Consider the following 21,963-nt stretch of genomic DNA (forward strand, 5'->3'; position numbering starts at 1 on the left):
ATGGCCTCAAAGAGATTTATCGCGAGGACAGCATGCCGACCCCCCATATTTCCGCAGCCATTGGCGACATCGCCGAAACCGTCCTGATGCCGGGCGATCCCTACCGCGCCAAATGGGCCGCCGAGACCTATCTCGACGACATCAAACTGGTGAACGAGGTGCGTGGTATGCTGGGCTTCACCGGCACCTACAAGGGCAACCCGGTGACCATTCACGGCTCCGGCATGGGCATGCCGTCGATCTCGATCTACGCCAATGAGCTGATCACCGAATATGGTGCCAAGACGCTCATTCGCATCGGGTCCTGTGGCGCGATGCAGCACCATATCAAGGTGCGCGACGTGGTGATCGCCATGACCGCCACCACCATGGGCACCACGCCGTCGGCCGGGTTCTTCAAGGAAATCAACTACGCGCCCTGTGCCAATTACGGCCTTCTGGAGGCCGCTGTTGCCGCCGCGCGTCAGAAGGACACCGGCGTCCATGTCGGCAATATCTATTCCTCGGACATTTTCTATGCCGAACGTCCCGATCTCGACGAGGTGATGATCCGCCACGGCATTCTGGGCGTCGAAATGGAAGCCGCCGAGCTCTATACCGTTGCCGCCCGTCATGGCGTGCGCGCGTTGGGCGTCATGACCGTTTCCGATCACCTGCTGACCCATGAGGCCCTGCCGTCGGACCAGCGCGAAAAGAGCTTCGGCGATATGGTCGAGATCGCGCTTGAGGCAGCCTTCGCGGCTTGATTGCACTGCCGCTCCGGGGCACTCTTGGAAAAACGGATTTCCAAAAGAGTGCCCCGGTCGTCCCCATGTCCTTTCTTGCCAAAGCTTTCGCCCTCACCCTCGCCACCCTGCCGCTTTCGCTTCAGGCTCAGGACTGGCCCAATCTCGATGCCGTTCTGTTTCAGACGCTCGCAAATAAACCCGCGCACGTGGAAGGTTCGTATTTTTTCCCGAACCATCCCGATCCGGCACAGGCCACCGAAGCTCTTGGCTTTATCTATGAATGGATCGAGGGATCGGCGGGCAGCGTCAGCATTGCCGTGGGGCGCTATGCGCTGAACCAACCCGGACCGCAGTTCACCTATCTTGGCCCGATTTCACAAATCTGGGGCCATGGTCCCCGAGACGCCGCCTTTTATCCCGACCGGATCGAGGTGACCCTCACCACGTTGAAAGACGGCGAGCCGCGCTGTTGCCCCACCGGAGAAACGCGCTACACCATTGATCGGACGACAGGATCGGCCTCCACGCTCTGGACCCGCTAAGTCTTTTAAAAACGAAAAGGAAAATGGCATGAGCATGCCCAAACGCCAACTTGGCGCACATGGCCCTATGGTAAGCGCAATCGGTTTCGGCTGCATGAGCTTCGCCGGGTTCTTCGGGGAGGCCGATGACGAGACCTCGCTCGAAACGCTGGCGGCGGTGGAAGCCGCCGGGATCGACTTCTGGGACACCGCGAATCTCTATGGCATGGGCCGCTCCGAACGCATCGTCGGCCAATACCTCAAGGAGAGCGGTGCGGAGGTGACGCTGGCCACGAAAGTCGGCATCATCCCCGGGCCGCCGCGCGCCTTCGACAACGAAGAAGATTACATTCGCTCGGAGCTCGAAAGCTCACTCAAGAAACTGAACCGCGACAAGGTCGAGCTTTACTATATCCACCGTCGGCAACAGGAGCTGCCGGTGGAAACGGTCGCCGAGACCATGGGCAAGCTGATCGAAGAGGGCCTGATCGACGCCTGGGGTCTCTCCGAAGTCGCCCCTTCCACCATCCGTCGTGCGCATAGTGTCGTGCCGGTGACGGCGGTGCAGAACGAATATTCGCTCTGGACCCGTCAGCCGGAACTCGGCGTGATCCAGACCTGCGAAGAGCTGGACATCGCCTTCATCCCCTTCTCCCCGGTCGCGCGCGGGGCGCTGGGTGTGGCCGATCTCGACCCGAGCACCTTTGACGATAGCGATTTCCGCAAGGTGAACCCGCGCTTCATGGGCCAGAACTGGCTTGAAAACATGGACTATATCCGTGCCTTCCGCGCCTACGCCGAGACGAAAGGCGTCTCCACGCCCGCGCTGGCGCTCGCATGGGTTTTGCATCAGGGCGATCATCTGATCCCGATCCCCGGAACGCGGACCAAAGAGCACCTTGCCGATTGGGCCCATGCGGGCGAGATCGGTCTGTCCGAGGACGATCTCTGGGAGATCGAGCAAATCCTGCCCGCAGGCTGGGCAGCAGGCGACCGTTATTCCGATCAGCAAATGGTCGGCGTCGAACGCTACTGCTGAAACACAAAAGCCCCGCTCAGGCGGGGCTTTTCATTTTGCGAGGGGCGCGTGGCTCACTCGTAATAGGCGTACATCTGGTCGAGCACGTCCAGCTTGCGCGGGGCGATCTGCTCGCCGGTATTCACGGCCGGGGTGGTCGGCGCATAGTATTCCAGCCATTCGGAGACTTTCATCGTGGTCTCTTTCGCGGCGGCGTCTTTCAGTTTCGCGTCGTGCAGGGTCATGTGTCAGTCTCCGTTAAGGGTCCGTTGGGCCCTCCCTTGTGTCCCTAGGTATGCTGCAACGCCGGGCATGACAGCCCCCTTATGACGCATAGTCGTCATGCGCATGCTGCAACGCAGCACCGGAGATATGCCTTGCGGGACTAGCGTGGCCCTTGCCCGCCGCAGAACTTCGGCTCCCCGGCAACGGTCTCGGCCTCTGCACCACAGACCGGACAACGCCAGCGCACGCCCGCCTCGTCCTTGCCGACCTGTCGCCACCGGCAGGCCCCGGTCTTGTTCGACCGCATGAGATACATGCCGACATAAAGCGCGATGACGATGAGGGGGACGAGGAAGAGCATGCCCCCTCATACCCCCCGAACCGTCCAATGAAAACGCACACTTGCGTGACGGCTGCCCCGGCTACGACTTCGGCGGAACCTCCGGCTGCACCTTGCGTTTCCGCCCCAGAAACCCGGTGCCCTCCGGCCCGTACCAATCCTCGTTGCGGGTGAAATACATGGTCGCTGCCAGCGCCACAAAGGCCAGAGACGCCCCTGCCAGCAGTGCATAATCCGCCGAGCGCAGGATCAGATAGAGCACACCGTAGAGCACTAGCAACATCACGCCCAGAACCGCCGTGCGCCGCCCGAGTTTCAGGCCCACCGCCCCGAAGAAGGTCAAAAGCACCACCGTCGCCCCGGCAGAGAGCGCATAGGCCGGACCAAAGCCGATCTGTTCGGAATAGGCCACCATCAGCAGCACGAAAATCGACTGCGCCAGACCGATCAGGATATATTGCACCGGATGCGCCGGGCGTTCCGTGCCTTTTTCCACCAACAATACGGTGAGAAAGGTCAGCGCGATGAACAGGATGGAGTAATTTGCCGCCCGATAGGATTTTTGATAGAAATCGTTCGGCTCGATGAAATCGACCCCGAAGGCCATGCCATAGCGCAGCGCGCGGGTGTAATCCTCCCGCGTCATCTGCGGCAGGGTGCGCGCGAGATGCGGGATGGTCCAGGTTGCCGAGAAGCCCGCTTCGGAAATTTCCGAGCCGTCCGGCAGGAATGCACCCCGGAAACTCGGATGCGGCCAGTCCGACGCAATGGTCACGGAGGTCTGCCGCCCGACCGGCGCGATCTGCAATGACTGTGCGCCATTGGCACCAAGCACCAACGTGTAATCGGTCTTGCCGCGCGGATCGCCCAAAGCCGCCATGATGCCAGCAGCCTCATCGGCGGAGGCGATAGGTTCGAGCGCCACCTCCTCCCCGTCGACCGTCAGCACCGCTTGCCCGCGCAGCGCGGCATTCGATGACAGCGACAGGATCAACTCCGCCCGGTCCCAGAGGATCACCTCTTCATTGACCGCCTGCGTGGCGATCTGGTCCCAGGGGAAATCGAACCCCATCTCGATCCCCGCCTGATAGACCGGCACGGAGAAAATCCCGCGATGCCGGATCTGTGTCTGTGTGTCGATGGCGACATCGAAGCGCCCCGGATAGACATAGATCGGATCGCGCGTCACCGTCACCTTGCGCGTCACCTGCCGCTGGCGCGGACTGCCATCGGCATCGAGCACGATCTCGCCGCTCTCCGGATCGACCACCGCTTCGCGCTCCGTGCGCTCGACGGTTTCCTCGACCGGAATCATCAGCATCGGCCCGGCGATCACCTGCTCCCCGCCCCATTCGCGCCCGACCTCATTCAGGGTGTATTGCGAATAATTCTTCCGGCTCTGCACGATGTCGGAGACGAAGAACAGTGGGATGAACATCAGAAGCGTCAGAAGGCCGACGATCAGAAAGCGGGCACCGATGGATTTGCGCATGTGGATCTCCTTAAGACGTCCGGGAGCGGTCCGGCAAACGATGGCGGATCACCCGATGTGCGACAAGGGGGAGAAGCGCAAAGAAAAACCCCGCCAAAGCGGGGCTTTCCTGGCTTGTCCGACGGACGCGCTCAATGCGCGCGCCCATCTTTCGTTCTGACGAACGCGCTCAGTGAGCGCGTTCGAGCATCATTTTCTTGATATGCGCGATGGCAGCCGCCGGGTTCAGCCCCTTCGGGCAGGTTTTCGCACAGTTCATGATGGTGTGGCAGCGGTAGAGTTTGAACGGGTCTTCCAGCATGTCGAGACGCTCGCCGGTGGCCTCATCGCGCGAGTCGATGATCCAGCGGTAGGCGTGCAGCAATGCGGCCGGTCCAAGATATTTGTCGCCATTCCACCAGTAGCTCGGGCAGGAGGTCGAGCAGCTGGCGCACATCACGCATTCATAAAGACCGTCGAGCTTCTTCCGGTCCTCGATGGACTGACGCCATTCCTTTTCCGGGCGGTTGGTCTTGGTCTCAAGCCACGGCATGATCGAGGCGTGCTGCGCATAGAAATGCGTCAGGTCCGGGATCAGGTCTTTCACCACCGGCATGTGCGGCAGCGGGAAGATGCGCACGTCGCCCTTGATCTCGTCGAGACCGTAGATGCACGCGAGCGTGTTGATCCCGTCGATGTTCATCGCACAGGACCCGCAAATGCCTTCGCGGCAGGAGCGGCGGAAGGTCAGCGTCGGGTCGATCTCGTTCTTGATCTTGATCAGCGCGTCTAGAACCATCGGGCCGCAGCGATCCATGTCGAGGAAATAGGTGTCCACCGACGGGTTCTTCTCGTCATCCGGGTTCCAGCGATAGATCTGGAACTTGCGGACATTGGTCGCACCCTCCGGCTTCGGCCAGGTTTTCCCCGTCACGATCTTGGAGTTCTTGGGCAGATTGAATTGAACCATGGGGTAATCTCCTTAGAACGTCCGCGCTTTCGGCGCGATCTTGGCGAGGCTGATGCCACCTTCTTCCTCGGTGGTCAGCGGGGCCTCGATGATCGGACGATAGCTCAGTTCGACATTGGTGCCTTCGACGCGCGAAATGGTGTGTTTGCGCCAGTTCACGTCGTCACGGGTCGGGTAATCCTCATGGGCATGCGCGCCACGGGATTCTTTCCGGGCTTCGGCCCCATGAATGGTCGCCAGAGCGTTCGGCATCAGGTTGGTCAGTTCGAGCGTTTCCATCAGGTCCGAGTTCCAGATCAGCGACCGGTCGGTCACGCCCAGATCGCCCATCTTGCCCGCGACAACCGTCATCTTCTCGACACCCTCTTTGAGAGACTTATCGGTTCGGAACACGGCGGCATCGGCCTGCATCGTGCGCTGCATCTCAAGCCGCAGCTCTGCGGTCGGGATCGCGCCTTTCGCGTAGCGCAGGCTGTCGAAGCGATCAAAGGCTTTCTCCACGGAAGCCATGTTCATCTCCGGGTTCGGCGCACGCGGGTCAACAACCTCACCGGCGCGGATCGCGGCGGCGCGGCCAAAGACCACGAGGTCGATGAGCGAGTTGGAGCCGAGACGGTTCGCACCGTGCACGGAGGCACAGCCCGCTTCACCCACAGCCATCAGGCCCGGCACCACGGCGGTCGGGTTGTCCGCCGTCGGATTGAGAACCTCACCGTGATAGTTGGTCGGGATACCGCCCATGTTGTAGTGCACGGTCGGCAGAACCGGGATCGGCTCTTTCGTGACGTCCACACCCGCGAAGATTTTCGCCGACTCGGAGATGCCCGGAAGACGTTCCGCCAGAGCCTCGGCCGGAAGGTGGCTGAGGTTCAGGAAGATATGGTCCTTGTGCTCGCCAACACCACGGCCTTCGCGGATTTCCATCGTCATAGACCGGGACACGTAGTCACGCGGTGCGAGGTCCTTGTAGGTCGGGGCATAGCGTTCCATGAAACGCTCGCCTTCGGAGTTGGTCAGGTATCCGCCTTCGCCGCGCGCGCCCTCGGTGATCAGACAGCCGGAGCCGTAGATGCCTGTCGGGTGGAACTGAACGAATTCCATATCCTGAAGCGCCAGACCCGCACGGGCCACCATGCCGCCACCGTCGCCGGTGCAGGTGTGCGCGGAGGTCGCGGAGAAGAAGGCCCGGCCATAACCGCCGGTCGCCAGAACGACCATCTTGGCGGAGAACAGGTGGAAGGTGCCGTCATCGAGTTTCCAACACAGAACGCCCTGGCACACACCGTCATCCGACATGATCAGGTCGATGGCGAAATATTCGATGTAGAATTCGGCGTTGTTCTTCACGGATTGGCCGTAAAGCGTGTGCAGGATCGCGTGACCGGTGCGGTCTGCGGCGGCACAGGTGCGCTGCACGGGCGGGCCTTCACCGAATTCGGTGGTGTGGCCGCCGAACGGGCGCTGGTAGATCTTGCCTTCTTCGGTCCGCGAGAAGGGCACACCGTAGTGCTCAAGCTCGTACACCGCTTTCGGCGCGTTGCGGGCGAGGTATTCCATCGCGTCGGTGTCGCCGAGCCAGTCGGAGCCCTTCACGGTGTCATACATGTGCCACTGCCAGTTGTCCGGCCCCATGTTGGAAAGCGAAGCGGCGATCCCGCCCTGCGCGGCCACGGTGTGGGAGCGCGTCGGGAAAACCTTGGTTACACAGGCCGTGCGCAGGCCCTGTTCGGCCATGCCCAGCGTTGCCCGAAGCCCGGAACCGCCCGCACCAACAACAACCACGTCATATTCGTGGGTTTCATATTCATATGCTGCTGTCATTGTCTTTATTCCTTAACCTGTACGGTTCAGAGGGCGAGTTTCACGAGGGCGAAAAGACCGGTCGCGATCAGGGCGTAGCAGAAGAAATTCATGCCGATCACGAGGAACTTGCGGGTAAAGCCCGCCGTGTAGTCTTCGACCATCATTTGCCAGCCGCGCATCATGTGCATCATGGAGACGACGAGGGTCAGCCCCGCGACGATCGCCGGGAAGGGACGGCTGTAATAGGCGATCACCTCTTCGTAAGTGCCGCCCAGCGCACACCCGAAGGTGAAGATGAAAAGCGGCATCAGGATCATCAGGCCGATCGAGGAGACGATCATGAACCAGTGATGCTCTGCACCGTGGTGGGCGGAGCCGAGATTGGCGGCGCGTTTGCGGTCAGTCAGAAATGCCATTGTCTTGTCTCCTCAGACCACGAGCGCGGTGATGATGGTCATGATCGTGGCACCGATCAGCATCGCCCAGCCAAGTTTCTCGGACGTCGCCACATCGAGGCAACGGCCCGCGTCCCACACCAGGTGACGCAAGCCGCCGCCGAAGTGGTACCAGAGCGCCCAGACGGACAGGAACATCACGATGTCGCCGATCCATGAGGTGATGAGCCAGTTGACGAAGTCGAAATATTCGGGGCCGGTCGCAGCGGCCAGAAGCCACCAGACCGAGAGGAAGGCCGCCGCAATCAGGGCGTTGCCGGTGATCCGCACGAGAATCGACGAGATCGAAGTCATCTGCGGGCGATAGTATTTTCCGAGCATGAAGGGAGAAAGCGGCCGGTTGCCGCGGTTCACATCAGCCATGGTGACGTCCTTTCACGAGTGATGCTGTAAGCTGGGTCCGTAATAACCTTTTCTCCCCCCGAGTCACCACCCACTCGGCAATTGGTAGCGCTAACAAAACCTCTTTTCGAGGATTAATGTCACTCAAAACACGCATTGTGATCACAAGATTGTAGGTGTGATCACAAATGTAGCGCTATCGGCTTTTCTGAGGGTTTTCATAAGTCTTATAACATAAAACATCCTGGAAAACCGACGAAAAAGGGCCGCGCCTCTGCGGCGCGACCCAAATTTGCGATCACAAATTCAAAGGCCCGAATGGATCAAACCGGCGCCAGCGCCCAGTAATCCAGATCGAGCAGGACATCGGGGTGATATTTCCCCTCTTCCGTCTTGTAGGCGAACTCCGGCGCCCCGTGTTTATAGGCCACAAGCCGAAGCCGCAGCGCGCCCACACCGGGCGCATCGGTCTCCGCCTTGTCGAGCACTTCGGTGTAGGCCCGCACCGTATCGCCCGTGAAACAGGGATTGGCATGCGCCCCGCCATTGAGCCCCACGATCATCTGCGCATTGGCGAGCCCGTTGAACGACAGCGCCCGCGCCATGGAGATCACATGCCCGCCATAGATCAGCCGCTTGCCATCCTCGCGATTGGTCGCATCGAAATGCACTTTCGCCGTGTTCTGCCACAGCCGGGTCGCCATCATGTGTTCGGCTTCCTCGATGGTCACCCCGTCCACATGGTCGATCTTTTCGCCAATCTCATAGTCGCCAAAGCGATGCGGCTCCCCCGCCAGCGTGAAGTTGTATTTCAGGAAATCCAGCCCCTCCGGGATCACCAGTTTCTCCGGCGCCACCACCTTGGTCAGTTCCGGGATCACTGTCTCGGGAGCGGGCGCATCGAGATCGCGTTTGCGCACCATCACCCAGCGGACATATTCCAAAACAGGCTCGTCCCACTGATTCAGCCCCCGGGTCCGCACATAAACCACGCCGGATTTGCCGTTGGAGTTCTGTTTCAGCCCGATTACCTCAGAGACCGAGCGCAGCGTATCTCCCGGATAGACCGGTTTCAGCCAGCGCCCCTCGGCATAGCCAAGGTTCGCCACCGCATTGAGCGAAATATCCGGGACGGTTTTGCCAAAGACCACATGAAAGGCGATCAGATCGTCCATGGGGCTTTTCTCAAGCCCGCAGTTCTCGGCAAACTCGTCAGAGGAATAAAGCGCATGCCGCGCCGGATAGAGCGCATGATACAGCGCCCGTTCGCCGCCCGACACGGTGCGCGGCACGGCATGCTCGATCACCTGCCCGATTGCATAATCCTCGAAAAAACGTCCCGGATTGGTTTTCACCTCGATGGTCCTCCCACTATAGCTGTCCCAGCTTCACGTCCGGGGAATACTCCCCTTCCGTCTCCTTTGTGACCGCCTGCGCGCAACGCATCTTTCCAGACGCGGCGTCAAAGGCGTAGCTGGGATCGCCGTACAGCGCCCAGCCCTTGTTCAGAGCCTCCGTCACCTTGTGACAAAAGGCCGATGTGTCTTCTTCGGTCAGCAACCTGTAGGCTTTCATCTCTCTGCTCCTCGTGATGCGCTCACCCCGGAAACGGGTTATACCCCAACCAGATATGTACCCCGGCAATCGCGCCGAAAACCACGAGAGAAATCACCACCAGACGCATATCCCCCGCCAGGCTGCCACCTTGATACCGCTCAGGCGCAGGCTCCGCGCGGTTGATCAGCGCCATCTCGGCAAGTGCCCAAAGCGTCATGCCGCCAAAAAGCACCAAAGAGGCCGCATCCGAATTCACCAAAAGATGCGCCACGCCCCAGACCACGACACTGGTCAGCATCGGATGCCGCATCTTGGCCCGCAGGCGGCTTTTGGAATGCCCGAGCGCAAAGAGACCCACCGCAATCACCATCAGCGTGTTGTTCACATGGCGCAGATAAGGCGGCAGGGCGTAGAGATCATGCGTCCCGCTCATCCGGTAGCCAAGGATCATCAGAATCAGCCCCGCCATAATGCCCAGCGCCGCAAGCCCCTTCCCCTTCTCCCCCATCGCCCCGCGCAGCTCAGGCGCCAGTCGTTTGAACAGATGCGCCACCACCCAAAGCAGCAGTCCGAGAATGAGAAGGGTCATGCGTGTACTCCGTATATCGTTTATGTCAGGGCCTTGATCGCCTCCGCTTTCGCAAGCATCGCCCGTGCCGTCACGATATGCAGATTCTCCACGATTTTCCCATCGACAACCGCCACGCCCTCGCCTTTTGCCTCGGCCTCCTCAAAGGCCGCGATCTGACGTTCAGCCAGATCAATCTCCGCCTCGCTTGGTGCAAAGGCCGCATTCGCAATCTCAAGCTGTGCCGGGTGGATCAGCGTTTTGCCGTCGAACCCCATGTCGCGCCCCTGTTCGCATTCGAACTTGAGGCCCTCTTCATCTTTGAAAGCGTTATAAACGCCATCAAGGCAAATCACCCCATAGGCCCGCGCCGCGATCAGGCACATGTGCAAGCCCCCCATCATCGGCAGACGGTCGGCGCGGAACCGCGTGTTCAGCTCTTTCGCCAGATCGTTCGTCCCCATGACAAAGCCCGCCATGCGCGGATGGGCGGCAATCTCCGCAGCGTTCAGCATCCCCAGCGGCGTTTCCATCATCGCCCAGAGCGGCACATCGGGGATGGCCTGTGCCAGTTCCTCGACCATAGCCGCACTTTCCACTTTCGGCAGGAGAATCCCGTCAATATCGGCACCGACAAAAGCCGCCACATCGTCGCGACCCCATTGGGTATCAAAGCCGTTGACCCGCACGATCTTGGCGCGATTGCCGTAACCACCTTGCGCCAGCGTCTCTTTCAGAAGCGCCCGCGCGTTCACCTTCTCGTCAGGCGCCACCGCGTCTTCAAGGTCGAACAGGATCGCGTCACAGGCCAGCCCCTTGGCCTTTTCCAGCGCGCGTTCTTTCGAGCCGGGAATGTAGAGAGCCGAGCGATAGGGACGATTGGCGACTTGGGTCATTTGATTCTTTTCCTCCGCAACATTATTGCGCAAGAGGCCACAGAAGCGCACCAATCCGCAAGGGTAAAATTTCCGCAGCGCAGAAATCAGGCGTTGCGCCCCGCGCACTCCGCTCCTTGCACGGAAGGTTAACCGGTTTTTTAACGCTTTTCCGGCAAGCTGATCCATGAGCCGACGGGAGCCCTGACACAACGCAAGATCACAGAGAATTGGAGAAGACGATGCATACCGCACTTCTGGCCAGTCTGACGAGCACCGCCCTGCTCTGTACCGCCCCGGCCCTTGCCCAAGATAATTGCGCCGCCCGCGATCAGGTGCTCGACCGCCTCGCACAGACATACGGCGAGACCCGGCAATCCATCGGCCTGGCCCCCAACAACGGCGTGGTGGAGGTCTTCGCCTCCGAGGCCACCGGCACCTGGACCATCCTCTTCACCCGCCCCGACGGCCTGAGTTGCCTGATCGCCTCCGGTCAGGCCTATGAAACCCTTGCCACCGCCCCGGTCGCGAAAGGCGATGACGTCTAGGTCGCCAGCGCCTCCCAAATCAGCTTGCTGCCGGTGATCACCAGAAACACATAGGCCAGCCCGAAGAACAGCTTTTCGGGCACCTTGTGATGCATCCACACCCCCGCCAGAACCCCGATCACCGCCACCGGTATCAGCGTCAGATCCGCCACAAGCGACTCGCGGGTGAAAATCCCCACGAAAGCATAGGGGATCACCTTCATCAGGTTCACCGCCCAGAACGTCAGCACGGAGGTCGCCTGATAGGTCGTCTTGTCCATACGTTTCGACAGCATGTAGACGGCGGCGGGGGGACCGCCCGCATGGCTGATGAAACTCGTCAGCCCCGTCACCGCGCCCCAGAACAGCCCCGCCCCCTCGCCCAGTTCACGTTTCGGCGGACGGATCAGCCGGGCGGTTTTCGCCAGTTGCCAGCCGACAAAGCCCAGGGCGACCACTCCTATCAGAAATTTGAACACGCGCGGATCGGCCGCGCCATAGACCAGTGCGCCGATCAGAATTCCGGGCACGGCGCCGAGGATCAACACCCCCGCCACCCGCAGATCCCATTTGCGCCAGAACATCTTTACTGCGGTCACATCCATCACCATCAGAAGCGGCAACATCAGCCCGACCGCCTGCCCCGGACTGAGAATCAGTGCCAGAAACGGCGTCGCCGCAAAGGCCGCCGCCGAGCCGAAGCCGCCCTTCGACATCCCGGCGAAAAGCACCGCGGGAATCGCGAAGAGATAGAAATGCAGATCGAGCGCCATGTGCCCCGCCTTTCAGAACTGTTCCGGTTTGCCGTGAAATCACACGGAGGTTAGCGATAACGCCCACAAAACCACGACACCATGCCGCAGCGCAGACTTGCACGAGCCGCGCCAAAGGGCTACCCATGCCGCAATCTCACAACCAATTGGAGACAGATCAATGGCCCGACCCAAGATTGCCCTCATCGGCGCAGGTCAAATCGGTGGCACGCTCGCACACCTCGCAGCCCTCAAGGAACTCGGTGACGTCGTCCTCTTCGACATCGCGGACGGCACCCCGCAGGGCAAGGCCCTCGACATCGCCGAATCCGGCCCGTCCGAAGGTTTCGACGCGACGCTGAAAGGCACCACCGATTACGCCGACATCGCGGGCGCAGACGTCTGCATCGTCACCGCCGGTGTGCCGCGCAAACCGGGCATGTCCCGTGACGATCTCCTGGGCATCAACCTCAAGGTCATGAAATCCGTCGGCGAAGGCATCAAGGAAAACGCTCCTGATGCCTTTGTTATTTGTATCACCAACCCGCTTGATGCGATGGTCTGGGCGCTGCAACAGTACTCCGGTCTGCCCGCCGAGAAAGTCGTCGGCATGGCTGGCGTGCTCGACTCCGCGCGTTTCCGCCACTTCCTGTCGGTCGAATTCGGCGTGTCCATGAAAGACGTCACCGCCTTCGTGCTCGGCGGCCACGGCGACACCATGGTGCCCTCCGCCCGCTACTCCACCGTTGGCGGCATCCCGCTGCCGGATCTGGTGGAAATGGGCTGGACCACGCAGGAGAAACTCGATGCGATCATCCAGCGCACCCGTGACGGCGGCGCCGAAATCGTCGGCCTGCTGAAAACCGGCTCCGCGTTCTACGCACCGGCGACCTCCGCCATCGAGATGGCCGAAGCCTACCTGAAAGACCAGAAACGCGTCCTGCCCTGCGCCGCTTATTGCAACGGCGAAATCGGCGTGGACGGCATGTACGTCGGCGTCCCGACCGTGATCGGCGCCGGCGGCATCGAGAAAGTCATCGACATCAAGCTCAACAAAGAAGAGCAAGTGATGTTCGACAAATCCGTGGATGCCGTGAAAGGCCTCGTCGAAGCCTGTAAAGCCATCGACAGCAACCTTGCCTGATCCGGCCCACAGCCTGAAATCCGGAAAACCCGCGCTTAACCGCGCGGGTTTTTCTATGCCTGGACGCAGGGCAAACAAAAAACCGGGCCGAAGCCCGGTTTTCATGTCTCTGCGATCCGCAAGGATCAGAACTTATACGTCACACCGAAGTTCAGCGCATTGGTGATGATGTCGCTTTCAAGGTTGCCGCCGCCATCGAGATCGACGTCGAGCTGGCTGTAGGTACCCTTGTATTCGGTGAACAGATCCCAGCGGTCGTTCAGCTCATAGCTGGCGCCCAGAACCAGCGCGATGGTCGGTCCGGCGATCTGATATTCCAGCGTATCGGTATTCGCGGTGGCCACTTCGACATGCGGGATGATGATCCCGGCGGAGATGCTCGCATAGGGGGTGAAGTTGTTCCACAGCCCGGGCCAGCGCCAGATCGGCCCCACCGTCAGGTTGTTCAGCCCGTCGGTGAATTCCAGTGTCGAGAACCCGTTGTCCACCATGTCGTCTTCGTCGGCGTAGACCTTGGTATGGTTGAAATCGGCGATCCAGCCGAAATTATCCCGCACCCACCAGGTGCCGCGAACGCCGTAATACGGCGGCATCGCAAAGCTCTTGCCATCCCAACCGGTGGTGAAATCGAAATCGTCCACACCATCGTTGCCCTTCACACCGCTGTGCGGCGCGGTCTGATAGCCGCCATAGAAAGACAGGCTGAAATCACCGGCGGTAGCCAGAGCGGTCGACGCCATCAGCACGACACCCGCGAGCGTCACCTTTGCAAGAGCTTGCATGGGAAGGGTCCTCTTTATCGAATCTGTTGACTTCGTTCTATACCCCGAGACCGCCGGGTGGCGAGATCACATTCAAGAAACTGACAATCCGTCACAGTCAGGACACATAATATCCCGTCCCGTTCCCTTGTCGCGGCCCACACCGCGTCGCATCCCATGCTGCCCCGCAGCACGGATGTGCCCTGAGAACAGGGGTCTGACGCCTTCTCCGGATTCGGCCAAAGCGATTCTCCAAATTTGTGATCACACAAAACTTTGCTGTGATCACAAAAAACGAAAACACGCGCGTTTTACCGCCGAGGGGGCAAAAAACCATTTCTTATGCCCGGTTTCCGATGGCATACACGGGACCAATCGAACCAGGGAGAGGATATCTCTAATGAACATCCACGAGTATCAGGCGAAAGCCCTTCTCAAGGAATATGGCGCGCCGGTTTCCGGCGGTCGCGCCATCACCCGCGCCGAGGACGCCAAGTCCGCCGCCGGTGAGCTTGACGGTCCGCTGTGGGTCGTCAAAGCCCAGATCCACGCAGGTGGTCGCGGCAAAGGCAAATTCAAGGAAGCCGAAGCCGGTGAAAAAGGCGGCGTGCGTCTCGCGAAATCCGTCGAGGAGGCGGCAGAAGAAGCCAAGAAGATGCTGGGCAAGACCCTTGTGACCCACCAGACCGGCCCGGCTGGCAAACAGGTCAACCGCATCTATTTCGAAGACGGTTCCGACATTTCCCGCGAACTGTACCTCGCTCTGCTCGTCGATCGTCAGACCTCCCGCGTGTCCTTCGTCTCCTCCACCGAGGGCGGCATGGACATCGAGGAAGTGGCGGCCAACACCCCCGAGAAAATCCTCTCCTTCTCCGTCGATCCGGCCACCGGCTACCAGCCGTACCACGGCCGTCGCATCGCCTTCTCCCTCGGCCTCGAAGGCGCACAGGTGAAGCAATGCGTCAAACTGATGGGCGATCTCTACCGTGCTTTCATCGAGAAAGACATGGAGATGCTGGAAATCAACCCGCTGATCGTGATGACCGACGGCAACCTCAAAGTGCTCGACGCGAAACTCGGCTTTGACGGCAACGCGCTCTACCGTCACCCGGACATCGTGGAACTCCGCGACGAGACCGAAGAAGACAGCAAAGAGCTCGAAGCCTCCAAGTTCGACCTGAACTACATCGCGCTCGACGGTGAGATCGGCTGCATGGTGAACGGCGCGGGCCTCGCGATGGCCACCATGGACATCATCAAACTCTACGGCGCAGAACCGGCCAACTTCCTCGACGTGGGCGGCGGTGCGACCAAAGAGAAAGTGACCGAAGCGTTCAAAATCATCACCTCGGATCCGAACGTCAAAGGCATCCTCGTGAACATCTTCGGCGGCATCATGCGTTGCGACATCATCGCCGAAGGCGTGATCGCGGCCGTGAAAGAAGTGGGCCTTCAGGTTCCGCTCGTGGTCCGTCTCGAAGGCACCAACGTGGAGCTTGGCAAAGAGATCATTCAGAACTCCGGTCTGAACGTGATCGCCGCCGACGACCTGAAAGATGGCGCCCAGAAAATCGTGAAAGCGGTCAAAGGCTAAGATGATGTGGGACTGGCCGACATGGACAGAAGCTATTGCTATCGTGCTTCTCAGCGCTTTTGCCTTGCTTCCGGTCTTTCTGCTGACAGCTAAAAAGGGCGCAGCATACGGGCTAGGTTTGGGATTTGCGATCTTCGCAATCATAACGCTTTTCGTATGGAGCGCGCTCGATAGCTCTCCTCTGATCGGTCCAGACGGAATGCCAGTCCTTACATCTCCCAGCCAATACTTTGAAATCCGCGTTGCTACAATTTGGACGCCCCTTTTTCTGGCAGCCATGTTCTTTGGAACATTTGCCATCTCTGGGTTGGTCCGAAAGAGAACCAAGGAGGCTTAAATGGCCATTCTCGTAGACGAAAACACCAAGGTCATCTGCCAGGGCTTCACCGGCTCGCAGGGCACCTTCCACTCGGAACAAGCCATCGCTTACGGCACCAAGATGGTCGGCGGCGTGACGCCCGGCAAAGGCGGCTCGACCCACCTGAACCTGCCGGTCTTCAACTCCGTGCACGAAGCCAAGCACGTCACCGAAGCCAACGCTTCCGTGATCTACGTGCCGCCGCCGTTCGCAGCGGACTCGATCCTCGAAGCGATCGACGCCGAGATGGAGCTGATCATCTGCATCACCGAGGGCATTCCGGTGCTCGACATGATGAAGGTGAAGCGCGCGCTGATGGACTCCAAGTCCCGCCTGATCGGCCCGAACTGCCCGGGTGTCATCACCCCGGACGCCTGCAAAATCGGCATCATGCCGGGTCACATCCACCGCCGCGGCTCCGTCGGCGTGGTGTCCCGTTCCGGTACGCTGACCTATGAGGCCGTGAAACAGACCTCCGATCTGGGCCTCGGCCAGTCCACCGCCGTGGGCATCGGCGGCGACCCGATCAAAGGCACCGAGCACATCGACGTGCTCGACATGTTCCTCGACGATCCGGAAACCACCTCGATCATCATGATCGGTGAAATCGGCGGTTCCGCCGAAGAAGAAGCCGCCGAGTTCCTCGCCGAGCAAAAGAAAAAAGGCCGCTGGAAGCCGGTCGCCGGGTTCATCGCCGGGCGCACCGCGCCTCCGGGCCGCCGCATGGGCCACGCAGGCGCGATCGTCGCCGGTGGTAAAGGCGATGCGGAATCGAAAATCGAAGCGATGAAATCCGCTGGCATCATCGTTGCCGACAGCCCCGCCACCCTCGGCGAAGCTGTGCAGGAAGCGATTGCCAAGGGCTGACCGCTGCCGCGCACCTCACGGTGACGCGATTTGACAACAGCGCCTGCGCCCTTTGAGAGAGGGGCGCAGGCACACATACACTTACAAGTGACACATCCAATGCCTTCCTACATACGGCATATCCTGAAACACCCAAGAATTTTCCATCAAGGTTTGATGGAGACAAAATTGGGTTTTGCCTATGCGATAGGTCTTTCGGCTGTGCTTGCGTCTTCTGGTGTTCTATTGGTCTATCTGGCCAATTCAGGCATTTTCCCTCTGATCGGCTTTGCGTTTTTGCTTTGGAGTCTCAAAGAAAGACTGTCGATCATTGGTAAATCCCCATGGTTGATCCTTGTCCCCATCGTTGTGACTTTAGCAGCGGCTCTACTGTATCTAATCTATCTATGGATCTACCTCGATCATACGGGCATTCCCTGTTCGGGATGCAAGTGGCAAGACGAACCCACAATCCTTCGTCTTGGTGCAAATTTTGGGCTTTCCATACTGGCAATTGCCTCATGGATCGCCTTGATCGCAATTTGCATGTTTTCCACATCGATCAATCAAACACGCAATAACGGTGGTACGAAATGAACGACCAATCCCCGAACGACATTTTTCACGCCTCTTCCTTCATGCAGGGGCATAACGCGGAATACCTCGAACAGGTTTACGCGAATTACGTGCAGGACCCCGCGTCTGTCGACGCCTCCTGGGCGGAATTCTTCCAATCTCTGGGCGATGCCGCGAACGATGTCACAGCAGAAGCTGCCGGTCCCTCCTGGGCCCGCATGGATTGGCCGCCGGTTCCGAATGACGACCTGACCCACGCGCTCGACGGCCAATGGGCCGAACCCGTTGCCGCCGAGAAGAAGATCAAGGAAAAGGCCGCCGAAAAAGGCGTTGCCGTTTCCGAAGACGCCGTGAAACGCGCCGTGCTCGACTCGGTCCGTGCGATCATGATCATCCGCGCCTATCGTATTCGCGGTCACCTCATCGCCGATCTCGACCCGCTGAAAATGCGCGACGAGGCCCCGCACCCGGAACTCGATCCGCGCTCCTATGGCTTTACCGAAGCCGATATGGATCGCCCGATCTTCATCGACAACGTGCTGGGCCTCACCCACGCCTCCATGCGTCAGATCCTCGACGTGCTCAAACGCACCTATTGCGGCACCTTCGCCCTGCAATACATGCATATCTCCAACCCGGAAGAAGCGGGCTGGCTGAAAGAGCGCATCGAAGGCTTCGGCAAGGAAATCCAGTTCACCAAGAACGGCCGTCGCGCCATTCTGAACAAACTGGTCGAGGCCGAGGGCTTTGAGAAATTCCTCCATGTCAAATACATGGGCACCAAGCGCTTCGGTCTCGATGGTGGCGAAGCTCTGATCCCCGCCATGGAACAGATCATCAAACGCGGCGGCAACCTCGGCGCGAAAGAGATCGTCATCGGCATGCCGCACCGCGGGCGTCTGTCCGTGCTCGCCAACGTGCTCTCCAAACCCTACCGCGCGATCTTCAACGAATTCCAGGGCGGGTCCTTCAAACCCGAGGATGTGGACGGCTCCGGCGACGTGAAATATCACCTCGGCGCCTCCTCCGACCGTGAATTCGACGGCAACAAAGTGCACCTGTCGCTGACCGCCAACCCCTCGCACCTTGAGGCGGTGAACCCGGTGGTGCTCGGCAAGGCCCGCGCCAAGACTGACCAGAACAACGACCCGACCCGCAGCACCGTCATCCCCGTGCTGCTGCACGGTGACGCGGCCTTCGCCGGTCAGGGTGTCGTGGCCGAGTGTTTCGGTCTCTCCGGTCTGCGCGGTCACCGCACCGGCGGCACGATCCATATCGTGGTGAACAACCAGATCGGCTTCACCACCGCGCCGCACTTCTCGCGGTCCTCGCCCTATCCGACGGACATCGCCCTGATGGTCGAAGCCCCGATCTTCCACGTCAATGGCGACGACCCGGAAGCCGTGGTGCACGCCGCGAAAGTGGCGACCGAGTTCCGTCAGAAATTCCACAAAGACGTCGTGATCGACATCTTCTGCTACCGCCGCTTCGGTCACAACGAAGGCGACGAGCCGATGTTCACCAACCCGCAGATGTACACCAACATCAAGCGGCACAAGACCACGCTTCAGCTCTACACCGAACGCCTCGTGGCCGACGGTCTCATCCCCGAGGGCGAGATCGAGGACATGAAAGCCGCCTTCCAGGCGCTGCTGAACGAAGAATTCGAAGCCGGTAAAACCTTCAAACCGAACAAGGCCGACTGGCTCGACGGTCGCTGGTCGCATCTCGACAAAGAGGGCGAAGAGTATCAACGCGGCCAGACCGCCATTTCCGAAGAGACCATGGCGCAGGTCGGTCGGTCGCTGACCACCTCGCCCTCCGATTTCAACATCCACAAAACCGTGGCCCGTCAGCTCGAAGCCAAGGCGCAGATGTTCGAAACCGGCGAAGGCTTCGACTGGGCAACCGGCGAAGCGCTGGCCTTCGGCTCGCTTCTGACCGAAGGCTACCCGGTGCGTCTCGCCGGTCAGGACTCGACACGCGGGACCTTCTCCCAGCGTCACTCCGGTCTGATCGACCAGAAATCCGAAGAGCGCTACTACCCGCTCAACCACATTCGCGAAGGTCAGGCGCATTACGAGGTCATCGACTCGATGCTCTCCGAATATGCCGTGCTCGGCTTCGAATATGGCTACTCGCTGGCCGAACCGAACGCGCTGACGCTCTGGGAAGCCCAGTTCGGCGATTTCGCCAACGGCGCGCAGATCATGTTCGACCAGTTCATCTCTTCGGGTGAGCGCAAATGGCTCCGCATGTCCGGCCTCGTGATGCTTCTGCCGCACGGGTTCGAGGGCCAAGGTCCGGAGCACTCCTCCGCCCGTCTCGAACGCTTCCTGCAACTCTCCGCCGAGGACAACTGGATCGTTGCCAACTGCACGACGCCTGCGAACTACTTCCACATCCTGCGTCGCCAGTTGCACCGCTCCTACCGCAAACCGCTCGTCCTGATGACGCCGAAATCGCTTCTGCGTCACAAGCTGGCGACCTCCACGGCCAAGGACTTCCTCGAAGGCTCCTCCTTCCACCGCGTGCTCTGGGATGACGCCGATGCCAATTTCGGCACCGCGAAATCCGATCTCAAACTGAAAGCGGACAAGGACATCAAGCGCGTCGTGATCTGCTCCGGCAAGGTCTACTACGACCTTCTCGAAGCCCGCGACGCCGCCGGCAAGGACGACACCTATATCCTGCGTCTCGAACAGTTCTACCCGTTCCCGGCCCTCTCCATGGTCAAGGAGCTTGAGCGCTTCAAAAACGCCGAGATCGTCTGGTGTCAGGAAGAGCCGAAAAACCAGGGCGGCTGGACCTTTGTCGAGCCGAACATCGAATGGGTGCTGACGCGTATCGGCGCCAAGCACACGCGCCCGGTCTACGCCGGACGTGCCGCCTCCGCCTCTCCCGCCACGGGTCTGGCCTCTCAGCACAAAGCACAACAAACGGCGCTCGTGAACGATGCGCTCAATATCGAAGGATAACCACATGTCTGTTGAAGTCCGCGTCCCCACTCTGGGCGAGTCCGTCACCGAGGCCACCGTCGCCACCTGGTTCAAGAAACCGGGCGACACCGTGGCCGTCGATGAAATGCTCTGCGAGTTGGAAACCGACAAGGTGACCGTCGAGGTCCCCTCTCCCGCCGCTGGCGTGCTGGGCGAAATCGTTGCCGCCGAGGGCGAAACCGTCGGCGTCGACGCGCTGCTCGCCACGCTCAACGAAGAAGGCAACGCCGGTCCCGAGGAAGTCGCCCCGCGTCATCATTCCGAAATGATGGAAGACAAACCGGCCGCCGCCGGTGCCGCCGCGACTGTCGATGTCATGGTGCCGACCCTTGGCGAATCCGTGACCGAAGCCACCGTCGCCACCTGGTTCAAAGCCGTGGGTGACAGCGTTGCCGCCGACGAGATGCTCTGCGAGTTGGAAACCGACAAGGTCTCCGTCGAAGTGCCCGCCCCCGCCGCGGGTGTTCTGACCGCGATCCTCGCCGCCGAAGGCGCGACCGTCGCCGCCGGTGGCAAACTGGCCGAAATGTCCGCAGGTGCCGGCGCTGTTGCCGCTGCTCCGGCCCCGGCTGCCGCTCCGGCTGCACCCGCCGGTGACAAGGACATCGAAAACGCCCCCTCCGCCAACAAGCTGATGGCGGAAAAAGGCATCAACCCCGCTTCGGTCTCCGGCACCGGCAAAGACGGGCGCATCATGAAAGAGGACGTGCTCAAGGCGATGACCTCCGCCCCCGCTGGCACGCCTGCCCCCGTCGCCGCACCGCGTGCGCCGGTTGCTGCCGATGACGCCGCCCGCGAAGAGCGCGTGAAAATGACGAAACTGCGTCAGACCATCGCGAAACGCCTCAAGGAGTCGCAGAACACCGCCGCCATGCTCACCACCTACAACGAGGTGGACATGACCGAGGTGATGGCGCTGCGCAACCAGTACAAAGACCAGTTCGAGAAGAAACACGGCGTGCGCCTCGGCTTCATGTCCTTCTTCACCAAGGCCTGTGTCCACGCGCTGAAAGAAGTCCCCGAGGTGAACGCCGAGATCGACGGCACCGACATCGTCTACAAAAACTACGTCCACATGGGCGTGGCTGCGGGCACCCCGCAGGGCCTCGTCGTTCCGGTCATCCGTGACGCCGACAGCATGTCCTTCGCCGAGATCGAGAAAGCCATCGCCGAGAAAGGCCGCCGCGCCCGTGACGGCAAGCTCTCCATGGCGGAAATGCAGGGCGGCACCTTCACCATCTCCAACGGCGGTGTCTACGGCTCCCTGATGTCCTCCCCGATCCTGAACCCCCCGCAGTCCGGTATCCTCGGCATGCACAAAATTCAGGACCGTCCGATGGCCATCAACGGTCAGGTCGTCATCCGTCCGATGATGTACCTCGCCCTGTCCTACGACCACCGCATCGTCGACGGCAAAGGCGCCGTGACCTTCCTCGTGCGCGTCAAAGAAGCGCTCGAAGATCCGCGCCGTCTGCTGATGGATCTGTGAGAGCAAGAGGGCGGACCTTCGTGTCCGCCCATTTCGTTGCTCAC

23 protein-coding genes are annotated in these 21,963 nt (G+C 60.5%); 10 read left to right on the forward strand and 13 right to left on the reverse strand.

Annotation, left to right across the window (positions count from 1 at the left end; all coding sequences use genetic code 11):
• The first annotated feature begins 32 nt into the window (after positions 1-32).
• From deoD to CEW89_RS10055, 3 genes are all read left to right on the forward strand, one after another.
• Complete coding sequence (gene deoD / locus CEW89_RS10045; RefSeq protein WP_096805813.1) at positions 33-746, forward strand: purine-nucleoside phosphorylase; 714 nt, start codon at positions 33-35, stop codon at positions 744-746.
• A 65-nt stretch (positions 747-811) separates the two neighbouring features.
• Positions 812-1,270, forward strand: coding sequence for a hypothetical protein (locus CEW89_RS10050; protein ID WP_096805814.1), 459 nt, complete (start codon positions 812-814; stop codon positions 1,268-1,270).
• A 28-nt stretch (positions 1,271-1,298) separates the two neighbouring features.
• On the forward strand, positions 1,299-2,288 hold the full coding sequence (locus CEW89_RS10055; RefSeq protein WP_244906046.1) for an aldo/keto reductase: 990 nt from the start codon (positions 1,299-1,301) through the stop codon (positions 2,286-2,288).
• Positions 2,289-2,341: 53 nt separating this feature from the next.
• Here CEW89_RS10055 and CEW89_RS20805 read toward each other — a convergent pair whose 3' ends face one another.
• The 11 genes from CEW89_RS20805 to CEW89_RS10105 all read right to left on the reverse strand — a co-directional run bounded on the left by CEW89_RS20805 (position 2,342) and on the right by CEW89_RS10105 (position 10,894).
• Positions 2,342-2,512 carry a hypothetical protein gene (locus CEW89_RS20805; protein WP_155846244.1) on the reverse strand — a complete coding sequence of 57 codons (171 nt, stop codon included), beginning with the start codon at positions 2,510-2,512 and terminating at the stop codon, positions 2,342-2,344.
• A gap of 140 nt (positions 2,513-2,652) precedes the next feature.
• On the reverse strand, positions 2,653-2,853 hold the full coding sequence (locus CEW89_RS10060; RefSeq protein WP_096805815.1) for a hypothetical protein: 201 nt from the start codon (positions 2,851-2,853) through the stop codon (positions 2,653-2,655).
• A gap of 61 nt (positions 2,854-2,914) precedes the next feature.
• Positions 2,915-4,324 (reverse strand): cell envelope integrity protein CreD, encoded by a 1,410-nt coding sequence (creD, locus tag CEW89_RS10065; protein WP_096805816.1) that lies wholly within the window; start codon positions 4,322-4,324, stop codon positions 2,915-2,917.
• A gap of 169 nt (positions 4,325-4,493) precedes the next feature.
• Positions 4,494-5,273, reverse strand: coding sequence for a succinate dehydrogenase iron-sulfur subunit (locus CEW89_RS10070; protein ID WP_066710927.1), 780 nt, complete (start codon positions 5,271-5,273; stop codon positions 4,494-4,496).
• A 12-nt stretch (positions 5,274-5,285) separates the two neighbouring features.
• Positions 5,286-7,094: a succinate dehydrogenase flavoprotein subunit gene (gene sdhA / locus CEW89_RS10075; RefSeq protein ID WP_096805817.1), complete on the reverse strand. Its 1,809-nt coding sequence runs from the start codon at positions 7,092-7,094 to the stop codon at positions 5,286-5,288.
• Positions 7,095-7,120: 26 nt separating this feature from the next.
• On the reverse strand, positions 7,121-7,492 hold the full coding sequence (gene sdhD / locus CEW89_RS10080) for a succinate dehydrogenase, hydrophobic membrane anchor protein (protein ID WP_066710921.1): 372 nt from the start codon (positions 7,490-7,492) through the stop codon (positions 7,121-7,123).
• 12 nt (positions 7,493-7,504) lie between these two features.
• On the reverse strand, positions 7,505-7,894 hold the full coding sequence (sdhC, locus tag CEW89_RS10085) for a succinate dehydrogenase, cytochrome b556 subunit (protein ID WP_066710919.1): 390 nt from the start codon (positions 7,892-7,894) through the stop codon (positions 7,505-7,507).
• Positions 7,895-8,196: 302 nt separating this feature from the next.
• The gene (locus tag CEW89_RS10090; protein WP_198403547.1) at positions 8,197-9,234 is read right to left on the reverse strand and encodes a MaoC family dehydratase; all 1,038 of its coding nucleotides are present in this window, start codon (positions 9,232-9,234) and stop codon (positions 8,197-8,199) included.
• Positions 9,235-9,244: 10 nt separating this feature from the next.
• Positions 9,245-9,448, reverse strand: a complete 204-nt coding sequence (locus CEW89_RS10095; RefSeq protein ID WP_066710915.1) for a DUF1737 domain-containing protein — start codon at positions 9,446-9,448, stop codon at positions 9,245-9,247.
• A 22-nt stretch (positions 9,449-9,470) separates the two neighbouring features.
• Positions 9,471-10,019, reverse strand: coding sequence for an NnrU family protein (locus CEW89_RS10100; RefSeq protein ID WP_096805818.1), 549 nt, complete (start codon positions 10,017-10,019; stop codon positions 9,471-9,473).
• A 20-nt stretch (positions 10,020-10,039) separates the two neighbouring features.
• The gene (locus tag CEW89_RS10105) at positions 10,040-10,894 is read right to left on the reverse strand and encodes an HpcH/HpaI aldolase/citrate lyase family protein (protein WP_096807198.1); all 855 of its coding nucleotides are present in this window, start codon (positions 10,892-10,894) and stop codon (positions 10,040-10,042) included.
• A gap of 221 nt (positions 10,895-11,115) precedes the next feature.
• On the opposite strand from CEW89_RS10105, the gene CEW89_RS10110 reads away from it, so the two are divergent.
• Complete coding sequence (locus CEW89_RS10110; protein ID WP_198403402.1) at positions 11,116-11,421, forward strand: hypothetical protein; 306 nt, start codon at positions 11,116-11,118, stop codon at positions 11,419-11,421.
• Here CEW89_RS10110 and CEW89_RS10115 read toward each other — a convergent pair.
• The gene (locus CEW89_RS10115; protein WP_066710906.1) at positions 11,418-12,173 is read right to left on the reverse strand and encodes a sulfite exporter TauE/SafE family protein; all 756 of its coding nucleotides are present in this window, start codon (positions 12,171-12,173) and stop codon (positions 11,418-11,420) included. The genes CEW89_RS10110 and CEW89_RS10115 overlap by 4 nt on opposite strands.
• A 160-nt stretch (positions 12,174-12,333) precedes the next feature.
• On the opposite strand from CEW89_RS10115, the gene mdh reads away from it, so the two are divergent.
• Positions 12,334-13,296, forward strand: a complete 963-nt coding sequence (gene mdh / locus CEW89_RS10120) for a malate dehydrogenase (protein ID WP_066710904.1) — start codon at positions 12,334-12,336, stop codon at positions 13,294-13,296.
• Between the two features lie 125 nt (positions 13,297-13,421).
• Here mdh and CEW89_RS10125 read toward each other — a convergent pair whose 3' ends face one another.
• Positions 13,422-14,078: an outer membrane protein gene (locus CEW89_RS10125; protein WP_096805820.1), complete on the reverse strand. Its 657-nt coding sequence runs from the start codon at positions 14,076-14,078 to the stop codon at positions 13,422-13,424.
• Positions 14,079-14,457: 379 nt separating this feature from the next.
• Between CEW89_RS10125 and sucC the strand changes: the two genes are divergently transcribed.
• The 5 genes from sucC to odhB all read left to right on the forward strand — a co-directional run bounded on the left by sucC (position 14,458) and on the right by odhB (position 21,919).
• A complete protein-coding gene (sucC, locus tag CEW89_RS10130) occupies positions 14,458-15,651 on the forward strand; it encodes an ADP-forming succinate--CoA ligase subunit beta (protein WP_066710899.1) in 1,194 nt (397 codons plus the stop codon).
• 337 nt (positions 15,652-15,988) lie between these two features.
• Positions 15,989-16,876, forward strand: coding sequence for a succinate--CoA ligase subunit alpha (sucD, locus tag CEW89_RS10140; RefSeq protein ID WP_066710888.1), 888 nt, complete (start codon positions 15,989-15,991; stop codon positions 16,874-16,876).
• A gap of 168 nt (positions 16,877-17,044) precedes the next feature.
• Positions 17,045-17,452, forward strand: a complete 408-nt coding sequence (locus CEW89_RS10145; RefSeq protein ID WP_157779821.1) for a hypothetical protein — start codon at positions 17,045-17,047, stop codon at positions 17,450-17,452.
• A complete protein-coding gene (locus CEW89_RS10150) occupies positions 17,449-20,409 on the forward strand; it encodes a 2-oxoglutarate dehydrogenase E1 component (RefSeq protein ID WP_066711074.1) in 2,961 nt (986 codons plus the stop codon). The genes CEW89_RS10145 and CEW89_RS10150 overlap by 4 nt, the downstream gene beginning before the upstream one ends.
• Positions 20,410-20,413: 4 nt before the next feature.
• Positions 20,414-21,919, forward strand: coding sequence for a 2-oxoglutarate dehydrogenase complex dihydrolipoyllysine-residue succinyltransferase (gene odhB / locus CEW89_RS10155; RefSeq protein ID WP_066710885.1), 1,506 nt, complete (start codon positions 20,414-20,416; stop codon positions 21,917-21,919).
• Positions 21,920-21,963: the final 44 nt, after the last annotated feature.

The sequence above is a fragment of the Celeribacter ethanolicus genome (assembly GCF_002407265.1).
GTDB classification, from domain to species: Bacteria; Pseudomonadota; Alphaproteobacteria; order Rhodobacterales; family Rhodobacteraceae; genus Celeribacter; species Celeribacter ethanolicus.